At 33.7% G+C, this 25090-nt stretch carries 12 protein-coding genes; 11 read left to right on the forward strand and 1 reads right to left on the reverse strand.

The features are described 5' to 3' along the window. The first annotated feature begins 66 nt into the window (after nt 1–66). The 11 genes from xyl3A to ACNFIH_RS00090 all read left to right on the forward strand — a co-directional run bounded on the left by xyl3A (nt 67) and on the right by ACNFIH_RS00090 (nt 23255). A complete protein-coding gene (gene xyl3A / locus ACNFIH_RS00040) occupies nt 67–2661 on the forward strand; it encodes a xylan 1,4-beta-xylosidase (RefSeq protein ID WP_426484940.1) in 2595 nt (864 codons plus the stop codon). Between the two features lie 142 nt (nt 2662–2803). Continuing rightward, nucleotides 2804–6943 (forward strand): two-component regulator propeller domain-containing protein, encoded by a 4140-nt coding sequence (locus tag ACNFIH_RS00045; protein WP_426484941.1) that lies wholly within the window; start codon nt 2804–2806, stop codon nt 6941–6943. 627 nt (nt 6944–7570) lie between these two features. After that, complete coding sequence (locus ACNFIH_RS00050; RefSeq protein WP_426484942.1) at nt 7571–10579, forward strand: SusC/RagA family TonB-linked outer membrane protein; 3009 nt, start codon at nt 7571–7573, stop codon at nt 10577–10579. Between the two features lie 9 nt (nt 10580–10588). Next, nucleotides 10589–12076: a RagB/SusD family nutrient uptake outer membrane protein gene (locus tag ACNFIH_RS00055; protein WP_426484943.1), complete on the forward strand. Its 1488-nt coding sequence runs from the start codon at nt 10589–10591 to the stop codon at nt 12074–12076. A 178-nt stretch (nt 12077–12254) separates the two neighbouring features. After that, nucleotides 12255–12800, forward strand: a complete 546-nt coding sequence (locus ACNFIH_RS00060; RefSeq protein ID WP_426484944.1) for a hypothetical protein — start codon at nt 12255–12257, stop codon at nt 12798–12800. Between the two features lie 165 nt (nt 12801–12965). Then, complete coding sequence (locus ACNFIH_RS00065) at nt 12966–14462, forward strand: vanadium-dependent haloperoxidase (protein WP_426484945.1); 1497 nt, start codon at nt 12966–12968, stop codon at nt 14460–14462. A gap of 49 nt (nt 14463–14511) precedes the next feature. Then, on the forward strand, nt 14512–16722 hold the full coding sequence (locus ACNFIH_RS00070) for an FG-GAP-like repeat-containing protein (protein WP_426484946.1): 2211 nt from the start codon (nt 14512–14514) through the stop codon (nt 16720–16722). A gap of 63 nt (nt 16723–16785) precedes the next feature. Further along, nucleotides 16786–20079, forward strand: a complete 3294-nt coding sequence (locus ACNFIH_RS00075; RefSeq protein WP_426484947.1) for a VCBS repeat-containing protein — start codon at nt 16786–16788, stop codon at nt 20077–20079. Between the two features lie 146 nt (nt 20080–20225). Continuing rightward, entirely contained in the window at nt 20226–20741 is a 516-nt protein-coding gene (locus ACNFIH_RS00080; RefSeq protein WP_426484948.1) for a hypothetical protein, read from the forward strand. A gap of 38 nt (nt 20742–20779) precedes the next feature. Continuing rightward, nucleotides 20780–21691, forward strand: a complete 912-nt coding sequence (locus ACNFIH_RS00085; RefSeq protein WP_426484949.1) for a hypothetical protein — start codon at nt 20780–20782, stop codon at nt 21689–21691. A gap of 1 nt (nt 21692) precedes the next feature. Beyond that, nucleotides 21693–23255 (forward strand): phosphatase PAP2 family protein, encoded by a 1563-nt coding sequence (locus ACNFIH_RS00090; protein ID WP_426484950.1) that lies wholly within the window; start codon nt 21693–21695, stop codon nt 23253–23255. A 149-nt stretch (nt 23256–23404) separates the two neighbouring features. On the opposite strand, the gene ACNFIH_RS00095 is transcribed toward ACNFIH_RS00090, so the two are convergent. Then, nucleotides 23405–24949 (reverse strand): MFS transporter, encoded by a 1545-nt coding sequence (locus ACNFIH_RS00095; RefSeq protein ID WP_426484951.1) that lies wholly within the window; start codon nt 24947–24949, stop codon nt 23405–23407. Nucleotides 24950–25090: the final 141 nt, after the last annotated feature.

Below are 25090 nucleotides of genomic sequence, written 5' to 3' on the forward strand. Positions count from 1 at the left end.
TTCATTAAAAGCAGCGAAGATTAAAAGACGAATTTTAAAAATGTTCACATTAAATTCAAAAAAAACATGAAAAATCATTTTGTATATCTAATAAGTTTAATTTCTTTTTTTTGTGCAAATGCGCAACAATATCCGTTTAAGAATCCTTCTCTTAGTTCGGCAGAACGAGCAAAAGATCTAATTTCACGATTGACTCTTGAAGAAAAAGCAGCATTAATGTGTGATCAAAGTGATGCCATACCACGATTAGGAATCAAAAAATTCAATTGGTGGAGTGAAGCTTTACACGGTTATGCTAATAATGATAATGTGACGGTTTTTCCTGAACCTATTGGTATGGCGGCATCATTTGACGATAAGTTGGTTTATCATGTTTTTGATGCTGTTTCAGATGAAGCTCGTGCTAAATACAATCAGTGGATTAAAAACGGTAATGAAAACAAGCGTTTTTTAAGTCTTTCGGTTTGGACTCCGAATGTAAATATTTTTAGAGATACGCGTTGGGGTCGTGGTCAGGAAACTTATGGAGAAGATCCATATCTTACTTCGCGAATGGGAATTTCTGTTGTTAAAGGATTGCAAGGTCCTGCAGATGCTAAATACCGAAAACTTTTGGCTTGTGCCAAACATTTTGCGGTTCATTCAGGACCAGAGTGGAGCAGGCACGAATTGAATCTTAATAATGTTAATCCGCGAGAATTGTACGAAACGTATCTGCCAGCATTTAAATCATTGGTTCAGGATGCCGATGTTCGTCAGGTAATGTGTGCTTACCAGCGTTTAGATGATGAACCATGTTGTAGTAATACTCGTTTATTGCAAGGCATTCTTCGTAACGAATGGGGCTATAAATATATGGTAGTATCGGATTGCGGAGCGGTTACTGATTTTTATACGACTCATAAAGTTTCGTCTGATGCTACACATGCAGCATCTAAAGCGGTACTTGCAGGAACTGATGTCGAATGCGTTTGGGAAAAATATCCTTTTAAAAATTTGCCAGAAGCAGTAGAGAAAGATTTAATAAAAGAATCTGATATTAACAAAAGTTTGCTTCGCGTTTTAGTTGGGCGTTTTGATTTGGGTGAAATGGATGATGATGCCATTGTTCCGTGGACTCAAATTCCAGCAACCGTACTTAATAGCAAAGAGCATCAAAAGTTAGCGCTTGAAATGGCTCAGGAGTCAATGACACTTTTGCAAAATAAAAATAATATTCTTCCTTTAAATAAAACAATTCACAAAGTGGCAGTTATTGGTCCAAACGCTGACGATGAGCCAATGTTATGGGGAAATTATAACGGTACGCCCGTAAAAACTATAACGATTAAAAACGGAATAGAATCAAAAATTACGGCTAATAAAATCTTTTATGATAAAGGTTGTGATTTAGTAGAAGATAAAGTAAATCAAAGTTATTTCAGTCAAATTTCATTTGAAGGAAAAAAAGGGATGAAAGCAACTTTCTGGAATAACCCGAATAGAGAAGGTGTTCCAGTTGTCTCACAACAGATTTTAAATCCAATAAAAATGACAACTGCCGGTCAGCATGAATTTGCTTCAGGAGTTAAATTAGAAGGATTTTCGGCAAAATATGAGACAGAATTTTTAGCTACTTCAGATGATACACTTGTATTTAAAACAGGAGCTTGCGGCGTTTTCGAATTACTAGTTGACGGAATTTCAAAAGCAAAATATACTACTTGGAGAACGTTGCCAGGAAAAATTCCATTTGTAGTTGAAGCGGGTAAAAAATATAAAATTGAAATTCTGTATGCTCAATCAAACAATTGGCAGGCAAATCTTGAATTTGATTTCGGAAAAGAATTTGATATAGATTTCGGAGGATTAATCCAGAAATTAAAAGGTATTGATACTGTGGTTTTTGTAGGTGGGCTTTCGACTTTGCTTGAGGGCGAAGAAATGCCGGTTTCTTATCCGGGTTTTAAAGGAGGTGACAGAACGAATATAGAACTTCCTGCAGTTCAAAGAAAATGTCTGCAAGAATTAAAAGCTGCCGGTAAAAAAGTGGTTTTTGTAAACTGCTCGGGTTCTGCGATTGCCTTAACGCCAGAGACATCAAGTTGCGATGCCATTTTACAGGCATGGTATCCTGGAGAATCAGGTGGTCAGGCTGTTGCCGATGTGCTTTTTGGAGATTTTAATCCTGCTGGAAAACTTCCAGTTTCATTTTATAAGAACTCAGACATTTTAGGCGATTTTGAAGATTATTCGATGAAAGGACGCACATACAGATATACAACAGATGTTTTGTTCCCTTTTGGTTTTGGTTTGAGTTATTCTAAATTCGATTTAAGTACAGCAAAACTGACTAAGGCAAAAATAAAATCGAATGAAAGTACACAATTGAACTTTTCAATAAAAAATCTAAGTAAACATGAAGGAACAGAGATTGTTCAGGTATATATCAAAAAAATAAATGATACAGATGGCCCATTAAAAACCTTAAAGGCTTTTAAACGAATCAATTTAAAAGCGGGAGAAAGTCAAAATGTAACAATTGATTTGCCATCTTCTTCATTTGAATTTTATGATCAAAATACTAAAAGTATGAAGGTAACTCCAGGTGAGTATGAGGTGTATTATGGTAATAGTTCAGCAACTAAAGATTTAAAAATAATTAAAGTGCTTGTTCAGTAATTTGCCGTAATTCAACGCCTGCTCTGGGAAATATTATTTTTAGAAGTAAGCTTAAAATTCTAATACTATTTTTAATTAACATGTTAATAATTGCATTTTCAATTAAAAAGTATATATTTAATTTAAATTTCCTCAATAATTTATGGCTCCAAAAAATTGTGTTAGAGCGATAGTTATTTTATTTTTTGTAGTAAACAATTTGTTTTCTCAAAATAAATTTGAAAACTATCAATTTCGATTAGTAGATAAAGAAGCTTCGAAAAGTGGCATTTATACTATCTCACAGGATCAGTCTGGATTTATGTGGATGGGTACAAATGGCGCTGGTTTATTTAAATACGATGGAGTTAATTATGTTGCGTATGAGCAAAATTCCAAGAAAAGTAATTCTATTAATAGCAATTTGATTTATGCTACTTATGTAGATACTCGCAACCGGTTGTGGATAGGGACAGATGAAGGATTGTGTCTTTATAATCGAAACTCAGATAATTTTGAGAGTATTGATATTCAAAAGAAAATTAAAAAGGAAACTGTAATTTCTATTAAAAGCATTATTGAAGATAATAATGGAAATCTAATGTTAGGAACAGTTAATAACGGTTTACTAAAATTAAATACTACGTCGCGGGAAATTACCAAAGTTAATTCTGATGTAGCAAATAACTCCAATTATCTTATCAATAGTCTTGCAAAAGATAAAAAAGGAACAATTTACTTGGGAACGAATTTAGGTTTGAAAATATTCGACCCTATAAAAAATGAGACTAAAAAGATTAACATTGGCAATGACAATCGGATACACTCGGCAAGCATTGTGTCTATGTGTTTAGACAGTAATCAAAATTTATGGATTGGCGACGGATTTAAAGGTTTAATAAAAGTAGATTTACATTCTAAGGTTAAACAGGCTTTTTTCTACCCCATTACTAAAAAAAGGATCATGTCAATTTTGGCAAGAGATTCTAAAACAATTCTTTGTGCGACCGAAAATGACGGTTTAATCATTGTAGACGATCAGGGTGCTGTTCAAAAAAAATATGTAAACAGCAAATTCAATACGCGCAGTTTAAGCTCAAATTCGGTTTGGTCTTTACTTTTAGATAAAGAGAATAGAATTTGGCTAGGATATTACAATAAAGGCTTAGGTGTTTTTGATAAAATAAACAGTAAAGTCAATATCATAGAAAGTTTGCCTGGAAATCCACAATCCTTACAGACAAATTGTGTAACTGGAATTGCAAAAGACCATCAGGGACAATTATGGATTTCCATGGAAGGTGGCGGAGTGGATGTTTATAATCCCATAACCAAAGACTTTAAACATATTACCAAATCAGATCCTAGTCTATATTCTGGATTAACCAATGATAATATCACAAAGGTATTTATTGACAAAAAACAAAATATCTGGTTATCGAGCTGGAATGAAGGAATTTTTCTTTTAAAGAAAGGAAGCAGGAGTTTCATTAATTATAATACCAAAAATACTCCTAATCTCGCCTCAGATAATATTATGAGCATTACTGAAGATTCCAGAGGTGTAATTTGGATTGGAACTTTTGCTAAAGGATTGCATTATTATACCCCGTCAGACGGACAATTTCACCATTGCAATGCGAAGCCATTTTTGACAAATGCAATAACAAATATTGACATCAGAAATGTAATGGTTGATTCAGATGATGCTGTTTGGGTTGGTTCAACAACTGGACTTTATAAAGTGGTTACGAATGATTTTATCACTTTTTCTGTGACTTCTTTTAGAGATAAAATGTCGGAGAAACTTAAAAATCATAAAAGTACTCATACAATCAATGCTTTATATCAGGCTAAAAACAAAGAAATCTGGATTGGGACAGATGGCGCAGGATTGTTCAGTTACAATAAAAAAACAGATGTTCTAAAGTGGTACATAAACTTTAAAGGACTGCATGAAAAATCTATTTCGGCGATTACAGAATCTAATGACGAATGTATTTGGTTAAGCGGAAAGAAAGGAATCACCAAACTGAATTTAAAAAACAATACTACAGTCAACTATTCTACGTATGATGGTTTGCTAGGGAATGATTTCAATAACAATGCAGTTTTTAGAGATGAAGATGGAATGCTTTATTTTGGAAGTTACGAAGGTTTAAACTATTTTAATCCTTCTAATTTAGTTAAAAGTAAAAAGCAATTGTCTGTTTATTTTACTGATTTAAAGCTTTTTAATAAATCGGTCGGACCACTCGAAAAAAATTCGCCACTTATAAAAGTACTTTCTGAAACAAAAAAAATAATTCTTAAACACGATCAGTCTGTATTTACAATTGATTTTATTGCGGTAAATTATTCTTTTCCGGCCCGAAATGAATTTGCCTATTATTTAGAAGGTTTTGATGATTCCTGGAATTATGTCGGAAACAAACGTTCGGCAACTTATACCAATTTAGCTCCCGGAAATTATACATTTAAAGTTAAAGCTTCAGAAAAAAATGGAGCTTGGAGCAAGGTGCCGCTGGAATTAAAAATCGAGATATTACCGCCTTGGTGGAAAACATCTTTTGCGTATTTATTTTATACTCTTTTATTAGGGGCAGCAATTCATTTTGCCAATCAGTACTATCAAAATCGATTCAAACAAAAACAAATGATCGAGTTTGAAAAACAAAAAGCCATTCAGATTGAAAAATTAAACAATAAAAAATTACAGTTTTTTACCAATATTTCACATGAATTCAGAACGCCGCTTACATTGATATTAAATCCTTTAGGCGATATAATCAAAAATAATAGCCAACAGCTTCCAGAAGGTGTATTGAATAAATTGCAAACGATTCAAAAAAGTTCTGACAGACTTTCTCGACTGATTAATGAGTTGATGGATTTTAATAAACTTCAGTTTAATAAAATGAGCCTTCAATTGCAATTGATTGAAGTAGTTGGTTTTACAAAAGAAGTTGTCAGTTATTTTAATGAAGAAGCACTAAGCCGCGGAATTCAGTTGCAATTTGAATCCAATAAAACTTCACTGAAAGATTGGATCGACCCTAAAATGTTTGAAAAAATTATTTTTAATGTCGTTTCAAATGCTTTTAAAGTTACTCCAGATAACGGAAAAATTATGGTGAAAATCATCATTAATAACGAACAAATTCATTTTCCTTTAATTGATTCATCGGATGCTGCTCCTTATTTTACAATAGTTGTTGAAGACACGGGTTCTGGATTAGATAAAAAAGATATTAAAAGAATTTTTGATCGTTTCTATCAGGTAAACAATTTGAACAAAGCATATTATGGAAGCACAGGAATTGGTTTGGAAGTGGTTCGCGGATTTGTAGAATTACATAAAGGAATAATCGAAGTTGAAAGTGAATTGGGAGTAGGGACCGTTTTTAAATTGCTGTTCCCTGTTGGAAAGGAATTTTTTAATGAAAGCGAAATATTGTTTGAAGAATATAAAAAGGAAAACAAAATTAGTTTCAAGCCTATAGTCGAAAAAGAAGAAATTCAATTGATAGAGGAGGACGAACAACAAGACCGTACTTATACGGTTTTGATTGTTGAAGACAATGTTGAACTTCGAAATTATCTAAAGAGTGAACTCAAAAAAGAGTACAAAGTCATCGTTGCAGAAAATGGGCAAGTTGGTCTGGACTTAGCTTTACAAAAACTACCTGATTTAATTTTAACCGACGTGATTATGCCTGTTATGAATGGTTTGGAATTATGTAAAAATATAAAAGCCAATTTAAAAACGAGTCATATTCCGTTAATGATGTTGTCAGCAAAAGCCTTAGTAAAAGATAGATTAGAAGGAATTGATTCTGGAGCTGATATCTATTTGAGTAAGCCGTTTGACATGGATATTTTGAGATCCAGCTTAGTACAATTGATTAATAGCAGGCAAATTATGTTCAATAAATTCTATAACGGAATTACTTCAACAGCTAAAGAAAAAACTACGACTTTAGACAATGAATTCATTAAAAATGTTCTGAATTATATCAATGAAAATATCCATGAAACTGAATTAAGCGTAGAAGTTTTGGCATCGAATGTTTTTTTGAGCAGAAGCCAATTATATCGTAAAGTCAAGACATTAACCGGTGTATCAGTCAATGAATTTATTAGGAATGTTCGTTTAGAAAAGGCTAAAGAACTAATTGAATTAGGAAATGATAATATAGCGGAAATCAGTTATAAAGTAGGTTTTAGTTCTCCATCTTATTTTACTAAATGTTATAAAGAAAAATTTGGATGTCTGCCAACACAAAAAGTAAGCAATAGTTAATTACATCAATTTTCCCTCTAAAAAAGACGAATTATTTCGTCTTTTTTTTTGCTTTTATGAATCAATTAACCGGTTTTTATAAACTGCATATTATGCTGTTTTTAGTCTTTTTTATTTTTTTAAAAAGAAGAAATATTGGGCTTGATTTTATCTCTTACAGATTGCGAAATAGGAATTTATAAGTCGTTTATTTTTTTCATATCCAAAAAATAAGATGCTAAAATTAGTAATAATATATTTTTCATTTCTATTGATTAAGCGCTGTAAAACCCTGAATTTGCTATTTTTTTAACTATGATGCTACAAATTTGATAGATTATGCATCAAATGTAGTATGTGAAATTTATGTTAACAATCTACTTTTGGTATAATCAAAATTAAAAATAAACATGAAAGAAATTACTAACAATCTTAAACCAACTAGAACATGAATTAAAACCATATTTATGTATTGTGAGCAACTTTTTAAAATCAGAATTTAAGAACAGAATTTATCAATTGCGAAAAAAATAAAATGCGTTCGATAATTAGTTTCTGAAATTAAAAAAACGATCAGTACAATAAATAACAAACAAACAAAACTTTACAACCAACAAATTATTTAACTAAAACAAAAAACCAATTAATATGAAGTTAAAATTAAAATTTGCAATAATCGCATTGCTGATGATAAGCTATCAGAATATGATGGCACAATCCAAGACCGTACAAGGTGTGGTTACAGATCCTTCGGGATTTCCATTACCTGGTGCCAGTATTACAGTACAAGGTTCAAACAATAGTGCATCGACAGATTTTGACGGTAAGTATTCTTTAAAAGGAGTTAATCCAACAGACAAAATAATATATTCTTATGTTGGCTTAGTTACGCAAACGGTTGCAGTAGGAACTCGTAGCACAATTGATGTTACACTTGTTGAATCAGCACAAAACTTGCAGGAAGTTGTTGTTGCCTACGGTACGCAAAAAAGAACTAAGGTAACTGGAGCAATTTCAACCGTTACATCAAAAGATATTACAGCAGTGCCTATTACTAATGCAGAGTCTGCTTTGCAAGGTAGAGCAGCAGGTGTTACTGTTGTAAATGGTGCACCGGGTACTAGTCCAACGGTTAGTATTCGTGGTTTAGCTACAATGGGAAATAGTACACCTTTATATGTAATCGATGGAGTTTTAACAGGTAACTTATCAGGATTAAATCCTAGTGATATTGAGAGTATTTCCGTTTTAAAAGATGCTTCAACAACTGCATTATATGGTTCTAAAGCCTATAATGGTGTAGTTATGGTAACAACAAAAAAAGGAAAAAAAGGTGCAGGAACATTAAATTTTAGTTCTTATGCAGGTTTTCAAAGAATTACTAAACGATATGATGTTCTGAATACACAGCAATACCTAAAATATGCAAAAGATTTAGGAAGTGACTTAACAGCTAGAGCAGCTGAATTTGGAAACATAAATACAAATTGGCAAGACGAAATCTTTCAGGATGGTGTAATGCAGGATTATAATCTAAGTTTCTCAAGCGGAACGGATAATTCTACAAGCCGTTATTCTGCTGGATATTTAAAACAAGAAGGAGCTGTTATAAATACTGGTTTTGAGCGTTACTCTTTCAGAGCAAACAATACACAAACCATTGGAAGGTTAACAGTTGGAAGTAATATTGGAGTGTCTTTTAGTAAAACTAATCCAGAGCGTGCTTCGGGAGGTAGAACATTATTAGAGCATGCTATTAAAATGGCACCTTATTTACCTGTTTACAATGCAAATAATTTAGGAGGTTATCAAGGTCCTTCTACTGCTGATGGGCAGGATGCAGAAAACCCAGTTCGTGTGGCAAATTTAGGATATCAATACATTAAGGGTTTATCTATAATAGGAAACATTTACGCTGAAGTAGAAATCATTAAAGGATTGAAATTCAGATCACAAGTTGCATTGGATTATTTTACAAACGAAGATCATACTTTTATTCCAAGTTATGCTGATGGTTCAGCTCATAAACAAGCTTATTCATCAACTGCAGAAACAAATTCTCAAGGTCAAACTATTGTTTTCGATAATAGTTTAACTTACAAAACTACCATTGCAGAAAAACATCACGTAGAAGCAGTAGGAGTAATTACTAAAATTGAGAATAAATTTCAGAATCTTGTAGCAAGTAGCCGTTATTATATTTCAGATGAAATTGATCAATTGAGACTTCAAGATGCAAATTTAGCATCAACAAGCAGTGAAACAAATAATTTAGGTTATGTAGCTCGTATTAACTACGACTATGATGATAAATACCTATTCGCAATTTCAGGACGTAGAGATGCATCTTCTCGTTTTGGTTCTAATAATCGCTATGGTAATTTTTACTCTGTTGCTTTAGGTTGGAATATTGCAAAAGAAAGTTTTATGGCAAATTCTATATTCAGCACATTGAAACTTAGAGCAAGTACTGGAACAACAGGTAATGACCTTATCGACAATTATCAGTACAGCGGAACTTTAGCGGCAAATTATATTTATCCAATTAACGGAGCAGCAGCTTCAGGTGTTACAGCTGGTAGAGCTTCTAATCCAGATTTGAAATGGGAGTCTAAAACAGATAGAAATATAGGTTTGGATTTTGGACTATTTGATGAAGCATTCACTGGAAGTTTTGAATATTTCAATAATAAAGGTAGTGATATCCTTTTCGCAGTACCGCTTCCTGCTTCTGTAGGTTCAGCTGGTGGAGGAACTCAAACTCAAAATATTGCTAATACAAAAGTACATGGATTTGAACTTTCACTTGGCTACAACGACAGAAAAGGTGATTTTACATGGTCAGCTGTTGCGAACTTAGGAACAAGTAAAAACGAGGTAACAAGTTTAGCACCGGGTGTAACTAGCGTATTAGGCGGGCCGTCAGGAAGAGCCGGTCTGGAGAGCTTTTCAAGACTAGAAGTTGGTCAGCCATTATTTTATTTCTGGGGTTATCAAACGAATGGAATTTATCAAAATCAAGCAGAAGTAGATGCAGCTTTAGGTGCAGGACAAACTACTGTACAACCTGGTGATATTAGATTTGTTGACAGAAACGGTGATAAAGTTATCAACTCAGAAGATAAAACAAATATTGGAAATCCATATCCAGATTTCACATATGGTTTAAACCTTACAGCAGCTTATAAAAAATTCGATTTCAACTGTTTTATAACTGGAGTTAGCGGAAATGACGTTTTCAATTCAAATAAATTTGATTTAGAAGCTATGCAGCGTTTATTTAATGCTAGTACAGATGTTTTAGACAGATCAATTGTTCAAAATGGAGTAGTTACCAATCCTTCGGCTACATTACCTAGAGCACTTGGAGCGGGTCAAAACTGGTCATCTGCAAGTCAAAGATATGTTGAAGATGGTTCTTATACTAGGTTAAAAAATGTGACTCTTGGATATACTTTATCTGGAGATGCTTTTGACAACCATTTTTCAAATATCCGATTCTATGTAAGTGCGCAAAATCTTGTTACAATTACAAAGTACTCTGGTTTAGATCCTGAAATTGCTCGTGTAGATGCTAATGCAAATTCTGCCGGAATTGATATAGGAAGATATCCACAACCTAAATCAGTAATTTTTGGACTTGATGTTACATTTTAATTTATAAAGATGATGAGAAAAATAAAATATACAGTTGCAATATTGTTAGGGATTTTTACAATAAATTCATGCAACGACAATGATTTAGAATTGAGTAACCCAAATGAGCTATCGCCGGAAACGTACTTTAAAAGTGAAACTCAGGTGCAAGCTTCAGTAAATGCTGCATATGCAAACTTACAAACCAGAGGACTATACGCAAGACATATTTTCTTTGCTTTAGATAATATGGCTCAGGAAAATAAAGGAAATCCACAATTAGAAGGAAACAAAAAACCTTTTCTTGATTTTTCTTTTGATGCAAGTAGTGACATTATCCAATTTTATTGGGAAACTTGTTATTTAGGAATTTCCAAAGCGAATTTTGTCTTAGACAATGAAGATAAAATTAATGCTTTGCCAAGTTCAATTTTATCACAAGAGAAAAAGAATAAGTTTTTAGGAGAAGCTCATTTTTTAAGAGCATACTATTACTTTTTATTAGTACCTCGTTTTGGAGATCTGCCAATTTATACAAAACAGACTATCGTTGGTAATCCACGAAGCCCTAAAGATGAAGTTTATAAATTGATTGTTTCTGATTTTGATTTTGCTTCTAAAAATTTATTAAGCAAAAGTGTTGAAGACAAAGGAAGAGCAACCAAAGAAGCTGCTTTTGCTTATTTAGGAAAAGCATTATTGTATCAAAAGAAATATGATGAAGCTTTAGCTGCTTTCAGTAAAGTGACAGGATTTAGCTTAGAAACTAATTTCTATAACAATTTTATGGATGAAACGGAGCATGGGCCAGAATCAATCTTTGAAATTGAATATGATGAAAAATTAGGAGTAGCTGACAAATGGGGTAGTGATACTGCCGGAGATGGTGTTGCCGAATCTACGCTTAGAGGTCAGGAATATGGTAATCTTGGTTGGTACAATGTATATCCGTCTGATAATTTGTTAGATGAATATGAGGCAAACGACAAACGTTTTGGAGATACTTTTTACGTTCCGGGATCTAAATATAATAACGGAAACAACACGATGACAGCTGCTAATTTTTCTTCATCAGAAGGTTTAAGAAGAGCAGGCTGGAAAAAATATCAAAACTATTATAAACGTACTGATGAAAATCTTGATTCAAGTATCAACTTCAAAGTTATGCGTTATTCAGATGTATTGCTTATGATGGCTGAATGTGAAAGCTTAAGATCTGGCGGTGTACAAGCGACAGCTATTGGTTACATTAATCAGGTTCGCGCAAGAGCAGGTGTACCATTGTTGGCAACAACACTTACAAAAGATCAGGTTTTTACGGCTCTTATTCACGAACGCAAAGTAGAATTGGCTGGTGAGCAAGTTCGTTTTGATGATATAATTAGATGGGGCATTGCTAGTACTCAATTAGCAGGAACTGGTTTTAAAGCTGGTAAAAGCGAATTATGGCCAATACCAAATAGAGAAACATCTTCAAATCCAAATATTAAGCCTAGTAATAATAATCCGGGCTATTAATTGAACGAAGTTAGTTAGTTTAAGTTAGAGTTAGTTAGTAGTTTGACAAACAGCGCATGCAAGTGCGCTGTTTATCACTATTTTATATTCTGAAAAACCATTAAAATTTAGACACTTATAATTTTCTGTTTTACTATTAAAATACATTTTTAAATACTACAGACCAGTTTTATTCAAGATGAAAAAAATTGCATCACTTTTTTTAATCGTAACATTGTTTTACAATGTTTTAGGATTTTATATGATGTTTGCTGAACAACAAGAGCAAGTATGGGTGACTGCTATGGAAAAAACTGAGGATTCAAATTTTGAAGTGATTGAAGTTCAAATCGATCCTTATGCATATGTCGTAGATTCTGGTTTTGAAGAGGTTAATGAAGATTTTACCATTGAAAATAAGACCTATCATGTTTTTAAGAAGAGAATAGTAAACAATGTCTTAAAGTTATATTGCCTAAAAAATTCCTATACCAAAGTTTTTAGCAAGGATTTAAAAAAGATTGTTGACAGTCAAATATTTGACACCTCTTCTAACAAAGAAAATCCAAGTAAAAAATTAATGAAATCCTTCATTACGGATTACATTCCTAATAATGATACAATTGATTTGGTTGTTACTGCATCCAAAGTATTTTTCCCTGAAAAATTGTGTCCGTATACTCCAAAAAGAGACCTTCTTTCAGGGTATTTTACTACCATTTGTCCTCCTCCCGATATGGTATAATATTTCTTTCACGTTAAAAATTTAAAAGATCTTGACTATTAATCAAGTCCTCAATTCAATCTTTGGAGTTTCCATAAGATGAATTCTGATTATTTAAATTTTTCACTTAATCAATTAGAATAATTGATTTAAGAAACTATTACATAACCATATAAACCTAACCAAATGAAAATTTATAAATTTTTGTTTAAAGTGCTACTGTTTAGTGCTTTAAGCCTATCTGCGTTTGCCCAAAACAAAGACAATAAAAAACAACCTGAACCAACAGGAGCAAGCAATATGGCTTATAAATGGAGCGAAATTGCTATTCGTGCAACAGCAAATGATACGGATAAATTTAAGCCAAGACCAACCGTAACTTCCCGTTTTTTAGGATTAACTTTTGTTGCTGTTTTTGATGCATGGAGCCGTTATGATCAAAAGGCAATTCCGGTATATTTAAAAGATGCAGAAAGAAGACCTCAGAAAGAACAGACACTCAAAAACAAAGAGATTGCTATTAGTTATGCTGCTTATGGTGCCTTAAGTGAATATTATTTTTCGGATAAAGAAATGTTTAAGGCTTATATGATTGAATTAGGATTGGATCCTAACGATAAATCTCTCGATCCTAAAACACCAGTAGGAATAGGGAATTTAGCGGCTAAAGCGGTAATTGAAGCTAGAAAACACGACGGCTCAAATCAATATGGAGAAGAAGACGGTTCAAACGGAACTCCCTATTTTAACTATGTAAATTACAAGCCAGTAAATACTGCAGATGAAATGATTGATGTAAATCACTGGCAACCAAAATATTTTTCAGACGGAAAAGGCGGTAAGTTCGCGCCAGGTTGTATGACACCATTTTGGGGCAAAGTAAAGCCTGTTGGTTTAAAATCTGGAGATCAGTTTCGTGCAATGCCTCCGCCTTCTTTAGATTCAGAACAACTTAAAAATGAAGTTAAAGAATTAATCGACTTGCAACATAATCTTACTAACGAACAAAAGGCATTAGTAGAATTTATGCGTGATGGTCCAAAATCAGTACAACAAGCTGGGCATTGGCTAAAATTTGCTCAGGATGTTTCAAGACGTGATAAGCACACGCTGGATCAGGATGTAAAAATGTTTTTCTACAATCAGGTGACGGCTATGGACTGTTTTATAGCATGTTGGGATACTAAAATGTTTTACGATTTTGCTCGTCCTTATGCTTTGGTACATTATTATTTTAAAGACAAGACTATAAATGCCTGGGGCGGACCTGGTTTTGGAAATATAGATATGAAAGGACAAGACTGGAGACCGTATTCACCAGATATTTTTTTATGTCCAGCTTTTCCAGGTTATGTTTCCGGACATAGTACAATTAGTGGAGGTTGCGGTGAAGCATTAAAATTATGGACAGGAAATGACACTTTTGGAGAGTCTGCAACTGTGAGTACGCCAGGATCAATGACAGAACCAAATAACATCGGAAAACCTGTTGTTCTAAAATTCCCAACGTTTACAGAAACAGCAAATATGGCTGGAATTTCCAGAGTTATGGGAGGCTATCATATTCAGGCAGATAATGTTGAAGGACTAAAACTGGGTAGAAATGTAGCTCACGAGGTTTGGAAATTCTACAATTTTCATATCGGAAACAAAACGATCGATAAAATCACTTCAATTGAATAAGTTTTCTAATATTCAAAAGGGATTTTGCTATTTTAAAAATGTTTTAATTATGAAAATTAAGCCGCTAATATTTTTATCTATAGTATCTGTTTTGACGGTTTCATGCGATTATTTTTCTAATCCTAATGATAAAATGATCAAGATTTTAGGTGCCAGAAAGAAGATGTATAATGTGAAAAATAATCCATTCGCAGCTCAGGCAGAAGTGGCTTATTACGATTCAATAATTAAAAGTTCTGATGAAGGTTTTTTTAAATTATTCAACGAATTAAACAAAGGAAATGCATTATTGAAATTCGGGAAAGAAGCTGAATCGGTGTCAATTATGGAAAATGCCATCAAAAGAAAAAAAAATATTGATGGCAAAGATGATCCGCAAGCGTTAAAATGTCTGGCAATTGCTTATATGAGACTTGGCGAAAAGCAAAATTGTGTCAATTACCACAATCCGGAATCGTGTATTATACCTATTCAGAAAAACGGTATTCACACCATACGTCAGGGATCTCAAAATGCAATTGAAATTTATAAGAAGTTATTGGATTTAGATCCAAATGATTATGAATCAAGATGGTTGCTTAATATCGCTTACATGACATTAGGCGGTTATCCTTCTGAAGTTCCTCAAAAGTGGTTGATACCAAATCTTAATAAAGATAACTCAGAATACCATGTAAAACCGTTTTTAGATGTCGCTCCAAATGTTGGCATAAAGAGCAGAAATATGTCTGGAGGAGTGATTGTGGATGATTTCAATAATGACGACTATTTGGATATTGTAACCTCAGACTGGAGTTTGGACGGCGTTATGCATTACTATCAAAATGATCTAAAAGGAAAATTTTCGGATTTATCTAAAAGCTCAGAAATAGGAAGATTTAAAGGCGGTTTGAATATGATTCAGGCAGATTATGATAATGACGGTGATGTTGATATTTTCGTTTTAAGAGGCGCCTGGATGCGTAAATACGGTAGACAACCCAACTCATTATTACGCAACAATGGCGATGGCACTTTTACAGATGTTACTATTAAAAGTGGTCTGTATTCTGAATTTCCTACTCAAGCCGGAAACTGGAACGATTTTAATAATGACGGTTATTTAGACTTATTTATTGGAAACGAGTCCTCAGATGATGGAGTTTATCCTTCTGAATTGTATCTCAATAATCAGGACGGAACATTTACAAATGTAGCCAAAGCGGCTAAATGTGATGTTGTTAGTTATATCAAAGGAGCGACATCAGCGGATTATGATAATGATGGCGATATCGATTTGTTTCTTTCCGGAATGAATAAAAAGAAAATATTATTAAAAAATACCGGACTTAAAAATGGTATTCCGCAATTTAAGGATGTTACCGATGAAGCTGGTTTAGCAGGAATTAATGTCATGACTTTTCCAACTTGGTTTTGGGATTACGACAATGATGGCTGGCAGGATATTTTTGTTTGCGGCTATCAGTTTAATGGTTCAATTGCAGGTGAAATTGCAATGGAAGCATTAAATATTCAAAATGGAAGCAGCAAAATGTATCTATATCATAATAATCATGACGGCACTTTTTCTGATGTTTCCGTGGTGTCTGGTTTAAGCAAAACCGTTTTTGCAATGGGTTCCAATTTTGGAGATCTTGATAATGATGGATTTCTGGATATGTACCTCGGCACTGGAAATCCAGATTATAAATCCTTATCTCCTAATAAATTATTCAGAAATATGGGCAACGGAAAATTCGCAGATGTCACAGTTTCAAGTCGTATGGGAAATCTTCAAAAAGGGCACGCCGTAGCTTTTAATGATTTAGATAATGATGGTGACAGCGATATTTTCATTGAAGTTGGAGGTGCTTATTTTGGAGATGCTTTCAATAATTCATTATACCTGAATCCAGGCCAAAACAACAACCGTTGGATAAAGATGAAGTTAGAAGGCACAGAGAGTAATCGTTCTGCAATTGGGGCCAAAATAAAAGTAAGTTTCAAAGAAAACGGCATTTCAAGATCGATATACAGAATCCTAAATTCAGGTGGAAGTTTCGGAGCCTCGGCATTGCGAATGGAAATTGGAATTGGGCAAGCAAAAATCATTGACCAAATTGAAATTATCTGGCCAAAAAATCAAAAAAAGCAAGTGTTTAAAAATGTAAAGCCAAATCAATTCATCAAAATTATTGAAGGCGAAAAAGAATTTTCAAGCATAAATCTTAAAAAACTTTCCTTTCCTACGGCCGGAGCGAGATCGCCTATCTGTATATAATAAAATGCTAAGAGTTAAGAGATTAATCCATTAGACAAATTGATAAATTTTAGAAATATAAAAATGAAAAACATAAATACGATAGCAGGTTTTTTGAGTATTGTGAGCTTAGTATTACTTGCAAGCTGTTCTAAAGATTCTGATCAAAAGATCTTTACCACTTTAGACCGTTCTGATACCGGAATTGAGTTTAGTAATAACTTGAAAGAAAATGATTCTCTCAATTATTTTACCTATAACTATATTTATTTGGGTGGAGGAGTTGCAACAGGAGACATCAATAACGATGGTTTAGTTGATATTTATTTTACTGGAAATCAGGTATCCAATAAATTATACTTAAACAAAGGAAATTTAAAATTTGAAGATATTACAGAAAAAGCAGGTGTAGGAGGTGATAGCCGTTGGTATACAGGAGTTACCATGGCCGATGTAAATGGAGATGGTTTTCTAGATATTTATTGTAGTGTGGGAGGAAAATTTGGCCCTAAAAACAATCAATTGTTTATCAATAACCACAACGGAACATTTACTGAAAAAGCCAAAGAATACGGTATTGATGACATAGGAAACAGCGTTCAGGGAACTTTTTTTGATTACGATAAAGATGGTGATCTAGATTTGTTTGTAGCCAATTATCCGCCAACTAAATTTAATTCGGCAACGGGTGATTATGTACAAATGATGCTTCATGTTAAAGAAAATGAATCAGGGCATTTATACCGAAATGATGGAAATCATTTTACAAATGTTACCGAACAGGCAGGTGTAAAAAACTATGGATTATCATTAAGCGCCACAGTGGGCGATTTAAACAATGACAGCTGGCCTGATATCTATGTTTCAAATGACTTCAACTCACCAGATTTCCTGTATATAAACAATCAGGATGGAACTTTTAAAGAAGTTGTAAAAGAGGCAATGGCGCATAATTCATTCTACGGAATGGGCGTTGATATTTCAGATTTTAACAACGATGGAAATTTAGATGTTTTTCAGGTAGATATGGATGCGAAAGACAATCGTCGTAAAAAAGCAAACATGTCCAGCATGAATCCAAAACTTTTTTGGGATGTAATTGATGCAGGTTTTAATTACCAATACATGCACAATTGCATGCAGTTAAATACGGGTGTTTATGAAAATGGGATTCCGCATTTTGGCAATGTATCGCGTATCACAGGAACATCATCTACAGATTGGAGTTGGGGACCTTTATTTGCCGATTTTGACAATGACGGAAACAAGGATTTGTTTGTAACGAATGGAACAAGAAGAGAAATCAACAACAACGATTTCTTTCATAGCCTTGAAACGTTAAATCTAAAACCAAAAGATTTGCTTAAAAAATCTCAGGAAATTCCATCTGAGAAAATCGATAATTTCATGTTTCAAAATAAAGGGAATTTAAATTTTGAGCAAGCAAATAAAAAATGGGGAATTGAATTTAAAGGTTTTTCAAATGGAGTCGCTTATGTAGATTTAGATAACGATGGCGACTTAGACATTGTAGTAAATAATATCGATGATTATGCATCAGTTTTCGAAAATTCAAGTTCAAAACTCAACAATTATATCAAAGTAGATTTTAAAGGCAATTCAAAAAATATTTACGGTCTCGGAAATCGTGTTTATGTGAGAACCAAAAAAGGAACTCAAATGCAAGAGCTTACTTTAACAAGAGGATTTCAGTCATCTGTTGCTCCTGAGTTACATTTTGGTGTAGGTAAAGAAAATACAATTGATGAAGTAAAAGTGGTTTGGACAAATGGTAAAGTACAAAAGTTAAACAATGTAAAAGCAAATCAAACGCTTCATATAAAAGAGCAGGATGCTAAAGAAGAAGCCGTAGCTACTACAAACCCGAAAAAACAATTATTTACTGCTGAAACCAAAATCTTCCCAGTTTTTAAACACGAAGAAAATAAATACGATGATTTTAAAGATCAGGTTTTGTTGCCTCATAAAATGTCAACTTTTGGTCCTGTGATTGCTGTTGGAGATTTAAATAAAGATGGTCTTGAAGATTATTTCATTGGAGGTTCTGCAACTTATTCCGGGAAAATGTTTTTTCAGACTAAAAATGGTTTTGTCGAAAAAAATATTCCGGCATTGGAATTGGATAAAGCTAGTGAAGATACGGGTGCGTTAATTTTTGATGCTGATAATGATGGGGATAACGACTTATATGTAGTAAGTGGCGGTTATGAATTTTTGATTAATGATCCAAAATTACAAGACAGATTATATATCAATAATGGAAAAGGTGATTTTACGAAAGCACCAGTTGGAGTATTGCCAAGGATGCTTGTAAGCGGTTCAAAAGTATATCCGATTGATTATGATAAGGATGGAAAACAGGATCTTTTGGTTTTAGGAAGACAAGTGCCGGGACAATATCCAGCACCAACCACAACGTATTTATTGCACAATATCAGCACGGTGTCACAGCCAAAATTTGAAATTTCTAAAAAAGCACCAAAAGAATTCATTAATCTCGGAATGGCAACAAGTGCTGTAATCACGGATATCAATAATGATAAATTAGATGATATTATTGTAGTAGGCGAATGGATGCCAATCCGTATTTTTCAAAATTCAAAAGCAGGTTTCAAAGAAGTTACAAAAGATATGGGACTTAACGATGACACGACAGGCTGGTGGTGGAGTATTCAGCAAGGTGATTTTGATAAGGATGGCGACATGGATTATATCGTTGGAAACAATGGATTGAATTACAAATACAAAGCCACTCCAAATGAAACTTTTGACATTTTTGTAAAAGATTTTGACAACGATAAACACAAAGATATTGTATTGAGTTATTATAATGATGGTAAGCAATATCCGGTGCGTGGCCGTGGTTGTTCATCACAACAAATTCCGAATATCAAGAAGAAATTCAAAGATTATGAAAGTTTTTCAGAAGCTACACTGGTGGATGTTTATACTGAAAAATCTCTTAAAGAAGCCCTGCATTATAAAGTGAAATCTTTTGCCAGTATTTATTTGGAAAATAAGAACGGGAAATTTGTAATTCATGAATTGCCTGTTGAAGCACAACTGAGCTGTATCAACCAAATAATCGTTGATGATTATGATAAAGATGGAAATTTGGATGTACTGATTACCGGAAATATGTTTAATTCTGAAGTAGAAACTCCTAGAAACGATGCCGGTCACGGATTGTATTTAAAAGGAAATGGAAAAGGAAAATTCAGGTCAATAACAGCAGTTGAAAGCGGATTTTTTACTCCGGGAGATGTTAAAAACATGGAAAAAATAAAAGTGCAAGGAAAAACATATCTCTTAGTCACTAAAAACAATTCGTTTTTACAAAGCGTCAGGATTAATTAAAAGTAAAAAACAAGTCAGGAAAAAATTCTAAACTCTGATTTTGAGTTCAAGCCTGACTTTTAAAAACAATACTTACAGTGTCATGAAGACATTGTAAGGAATTGTTTTTAGACACTCCTAATTAATAATCCAAAACTTGAAGACAAATGAAAACTACTTTTAACTCTTTCTATTTCTCATTAAGTGATAAAATAGGAAAACACAGTGTTTACTTAATGCGTATGGCGCTTGTCATCATTTACATTTGGTTTGGACTTCTTAAAATCTTCGGTCTTAGCCCTGCAGGTGACATGGTAGCGAAAACTGTTTTTTGGTTAAAGCCAGAATTTTTTATTCCAATACTTGGTATTTGCGAAGTATGTATAGGTTTGGGATTACTCGTAAGAAAATTGATTCCGGTAACTATTGTACTGCTTTTATTGCACATGGCAGCAACGCTATCCACTTTTTTTATTCTAAAATCCAGTTGTTTTGAAATCTTTCCTTATGAACCAACATTGGCGGGTCAGTATATTATCAAGAATATTGTCTTGGTAGCAGGAGCGCTGGTTATTGCCGGAAAATACAACGAGGATTATTATACAGCAATGAGTTTGAAAAAAGAGCAGGAAAAGTTTACTGCAAATTCTGCGATTCAGAATCAGCAAATACTGAATGAGTAAACAGAAACAAACTATTAACCAACAAAAACAAATTAAAAATGAAAAAAATATACTTGTGCTGTCTCTTCATAATTCCCCTTATGATGAATGCACAAACCGATATAGACGCATTGATGATGAATAAAAATAATTTTTGCTTTGGAGCGGTTTATCAATACAGCAGCTGGGATAAATATTGGGAGGGAACTTTTAAAAGAGAAAATCTTAACCTTGGAACTGTATCTGCGCAAGGTCCTGCTTTTATGGGAGATTATGGAATATTAGACAAGCTGAATTTTCTTGTCACCATTCCGTATGTTGAAACCAACGCTACCGCAGGAACTATGAAGGGCCAAAAAGGAATGCAGGATTTAACAATGACTTTGAAATACATGCCAATTAAAAAGAAAATTGGTTCAGTTACCTATTCCTTATTGGGTTTAGCAAGTTATTCACTGCCAACCTCAGATTATCCGGCTGATTATTTACCATTAAGCATTGGTATGCGAAGCAATACCGGAACATTTCGATTAATGGGAGATGTTCAATATCAGCATTTTTTCACCACTTTTTCTGCGGCTTATCTTAAAAGAGGGAACATAACAATTGATCGAAATTCTTATTTGGATGATGAAATTCATTATACCAATGAAGTCAATATGCCAGATGTTATAAACGTTAATTTTAGATTTGGATACCGTTCTTCAAGATTAATTGCGGAAGCTGTTGTGGATAATTCGGTTACACAGGCCGGAGGTTTTGACATTACAAAAAACAATATGCCTTTTCCAAGTAATACGATGAATGCTTTTAAATTGGGTTTAAATGGAAAATACACGGTTATAAAACAACCTGAATTAGCAATTGTAGGCGGATACAATGTAGTGACAGAAGGTAGAAATGTTGGACAAGCAACTTCATTCTACGGAGGCGTTTTCTACCTGATTAATTTTAATAAAAAAAGCAAATAAGATGAAAAATAATATAAAAAAAATAGTCTTTAAAAGTCTGATTCTTTTCGTTTTTGCAATTGGACTAATTTATTCCTGTGATGATGATATTACGCAGCGCAATGAAGAATTTCCACAATTAAATCCGAAAAATACGGATGCCGAAGCTGGCAGTTGGAAAACATATCTTTTAACCGCGCCTGATGAATTCTCAATTGATGTACCTGTTGCGACAAATTCACCTGCTTATACAAGGGAAATTAACGAAATTAAAAGCTTTCAGGTTAGTATCACGAAAGAGCAAAAAAGCGTAATAGAATATTGGAGTGCAGGCAGCGTACTGCGTTGGAATGAAATTTTGAGAACATTGGTTGCGAGACATAATCGTCCGCCATATCAAAATGAAGATGGGACTTATCCGGCACCTTCAGCAGCAAATCCGTTTGCATATCCTCAATTTCCATTTTCTAATCCTCCTTATGCTGCAAGAGCTTATGCTTATGTAAGTGCTGCGCAATACGATGCGCTGATTGCGGCCTGGCATTATAAAAAGCTTTACAACAGAGCAGCACCTTACACTGTTGATCCTAGCTTACAAGTTTTAATTCCTAAAAGCACCTTGCCATCTTATCCTTCAGAAGATGCTGTTGTGACGGGAGTTACCGTTGAACTTTTAAAATTATTATTTCCAACAGAAATCGCTTATGTAAACGAAAAAGCCGAAGAAGAAAAATTATACCGTATTATAAGCGGTGCCAATGTTCGTTCTGATGTTGACGCCGGAATAATTTTAGGAAGAAAGGTTGCTGCCAAATTTATCGCTCGAGCTTCAACTGATGGAGCCGGAGCAGCTATTGGTACGCCGGCAATTTGGGCAGCGTTAGAATCGCAAACTGCAGCAACAGGAGAAATTCCATGGAAATCATTAGAAATACCAGCGAGACCGCCAATGTTGCCATTATTTGGAAAAGTAAAATCATTTTTGATGACAGAAGCTGATGTTGTTGCAAATCGTCCGCCTGCACCGCCATCCACAAAATCTGAAGCTTTTGCAAAAGAATTAGCCGAGATAAAAATGTTCAGTCAGGACAAGTCTCGTGAACATTTGGAAATTGTAAGTTTTTGGGCTGATGGAGTAGATACTTATACACCTCCGGGGCATTGGAACGCCATTGCTTCTGAAACTTTTGTGCAACAGTCTTACAGCGAAGTTCGTTGGGCAAGAAATTTAGCTTTGTTAAATGTTGCCATGATGGATGCTGCTATTAGTTGCTGGGATGCAAAATATGCTTATTTCAATCCACGTCCATGTCAAATGGATCCTTCGATTAAAACCACAACAGGAGTTCCTAATTTTCCAGCGTATGTTTCGGGTCATTCTACTTTTAGTGCTGCTGCCAGTACAGTTTTATCGCATTTTGTTCCTGCTAAAAAAACTGAATATGATGCAATGGCGTTGGAAGCATCAAACTCAAGAATGTATGGCGCTATTCATTACAGAAGTGATTGTGAAAAAGGATTAATACTTGGTAAAAAAGTGGCTGGTTTTGCTGTCACAAGAGCTACGACTGATGGAGCTGAATAATTGAAAAGATAATTGATTAAAATACATAATAGTGTTTCCTATTTTCAAACCTGGCGCGTATCAAAACGTGTCAGGTTTTTATATTTTGTCGGATAAATAAAAACTAAGCCGTATAAATTGCTGCTTACGGCTTTTATTAAATGGTGTAACTATTGTAATTCCGTTCCCCTTCTTTCTTTTAGATCGGTTTCAATCTGGATTTCCATTTTTTTATCGATTACGTAGTAGCATAATAAAACGGCACTTATAATGAATATAAAACCCGGATAAATGCTTACAGAAAGTTTAATTCCTTCTACTGCTGCCGGAACCTGATTGACTTCTTCGGCAACGTAGCCATATTTAGACAAAAAAGCAGCTCCCAATGCACCACCAATACTGATTCCAATTTTCAGCCCCAATAACATGGCCGAAAAAACAGTAGCAGTCGCTCTTCGATTGTTTTTCCATTCGCTATAATCAGCCACATCAGCAATCATAGCCCACAATAAAGGAATTGTTATTCCATAAAGAAAACCATGAATTAATTGGGTTACAAAAACCATTTTAATAGCGGTTCTGCTGTAAAAATTAAAAAGTAGCAGGCTAATTGCCGATAAAAAAATAAAGGCGATATAGATATTTCTTTTACCAAAGAAATCTGCCAGTAATTTTGAAAAAAGAATGCCTAAAATCATAAAAATAATTCCTCCCGCATTAAAAAGACTAAACGCTGAAGTTGGAACATCTTTTGGCCACTGCAAATCTACAAGTCCCATATTTATTAAAGAATTATTTAGACTTTCAATAAATGAAGAAAAACCAATATCATTCAGAAAGACGGTTTGAGCGGCTGGATCTAAATAATATTTAAAGTAAAAAACATACATTCCGCCTTTTAATGACAAGGTTATAAATACTAAAATTGTAACCAGAACCATAACCATCCAAGGTCCATTTTTACACAAATCCATGAAATCCTGCTTCACAGAAGATTCCTGATTTTTTGATGGCAGGATTCTTTCTTTGGTCGTAAAAAAAGTTATCAGCAAACAAATTGTGCCTATTACAGCAAATAAAATCATTGTATTTTTAAAACCAACTGCTTTATCACCATGCCCAAAAATCAAAACTAATGGCAATAAAAGAGACTGAATCACAAATTGAGCAATCATTACTGCTACAAAACGATAAGAAGAGAGGCTATTTCTTTCTTTCATATCACCCGTCAAAACGCCACTCAGGGCAACATACGGTAAATTATTTGCCGAGTAGATTAACACTAGGAAAAAGTAAGTCAGTAATGTGTAGATGATTTTACCGGTTTCGTTAAAATCTGGCGTTAAAAAAGTTAGAACAGAACCAATTCCAAAAGGTAAAGCGGTCCATAAAATCCAGGGTCTGAATTTTCCCCAGTGACTTTGAGTACGATCAGCAATAATACCCATAATGATATTAAAAAAAGCACCAATAAAACCGCCAATAAATATAATAATACTTGCAGTTCCGGCAGGAATCTTATAAACATCGGTGTAAAAGAAAGCTAAAAAAGTAAGCAGAGTTTGAAAAATCAAATTCGCTGCAAAATCCCCCAAACCATATCCTATTTTTTCTATTACGGAAAGTTTTTCAGATGTTTTACTAATACTTACGTATTGTTTTTTGTTTCTATCTGTGAATTGGTTTATAGTTAAAATAATACTGAGTTTTCTCATCTGTCAAAAATTTCCCTTCTTTATAATTTGAATAAAATGCTATCTGTAAAAATAGCTTGAAACTTGAAATAAGTTTGTCACTTTTGAAGCCTTTAATACAACATTTGAAGCATTCTTTTGTTTCGATAAATCTTTTAAATA

Origin of the sequence: Flavobacterium sp. 2 (assembly GCF_049949195.1) — a bacterium.
Classification (GTDB): domain Bacteria; phylum Bacteroidota; class Bacteroidia; order Flavobacteriales; family Flavobacteriaceae; genus Flavobacterium.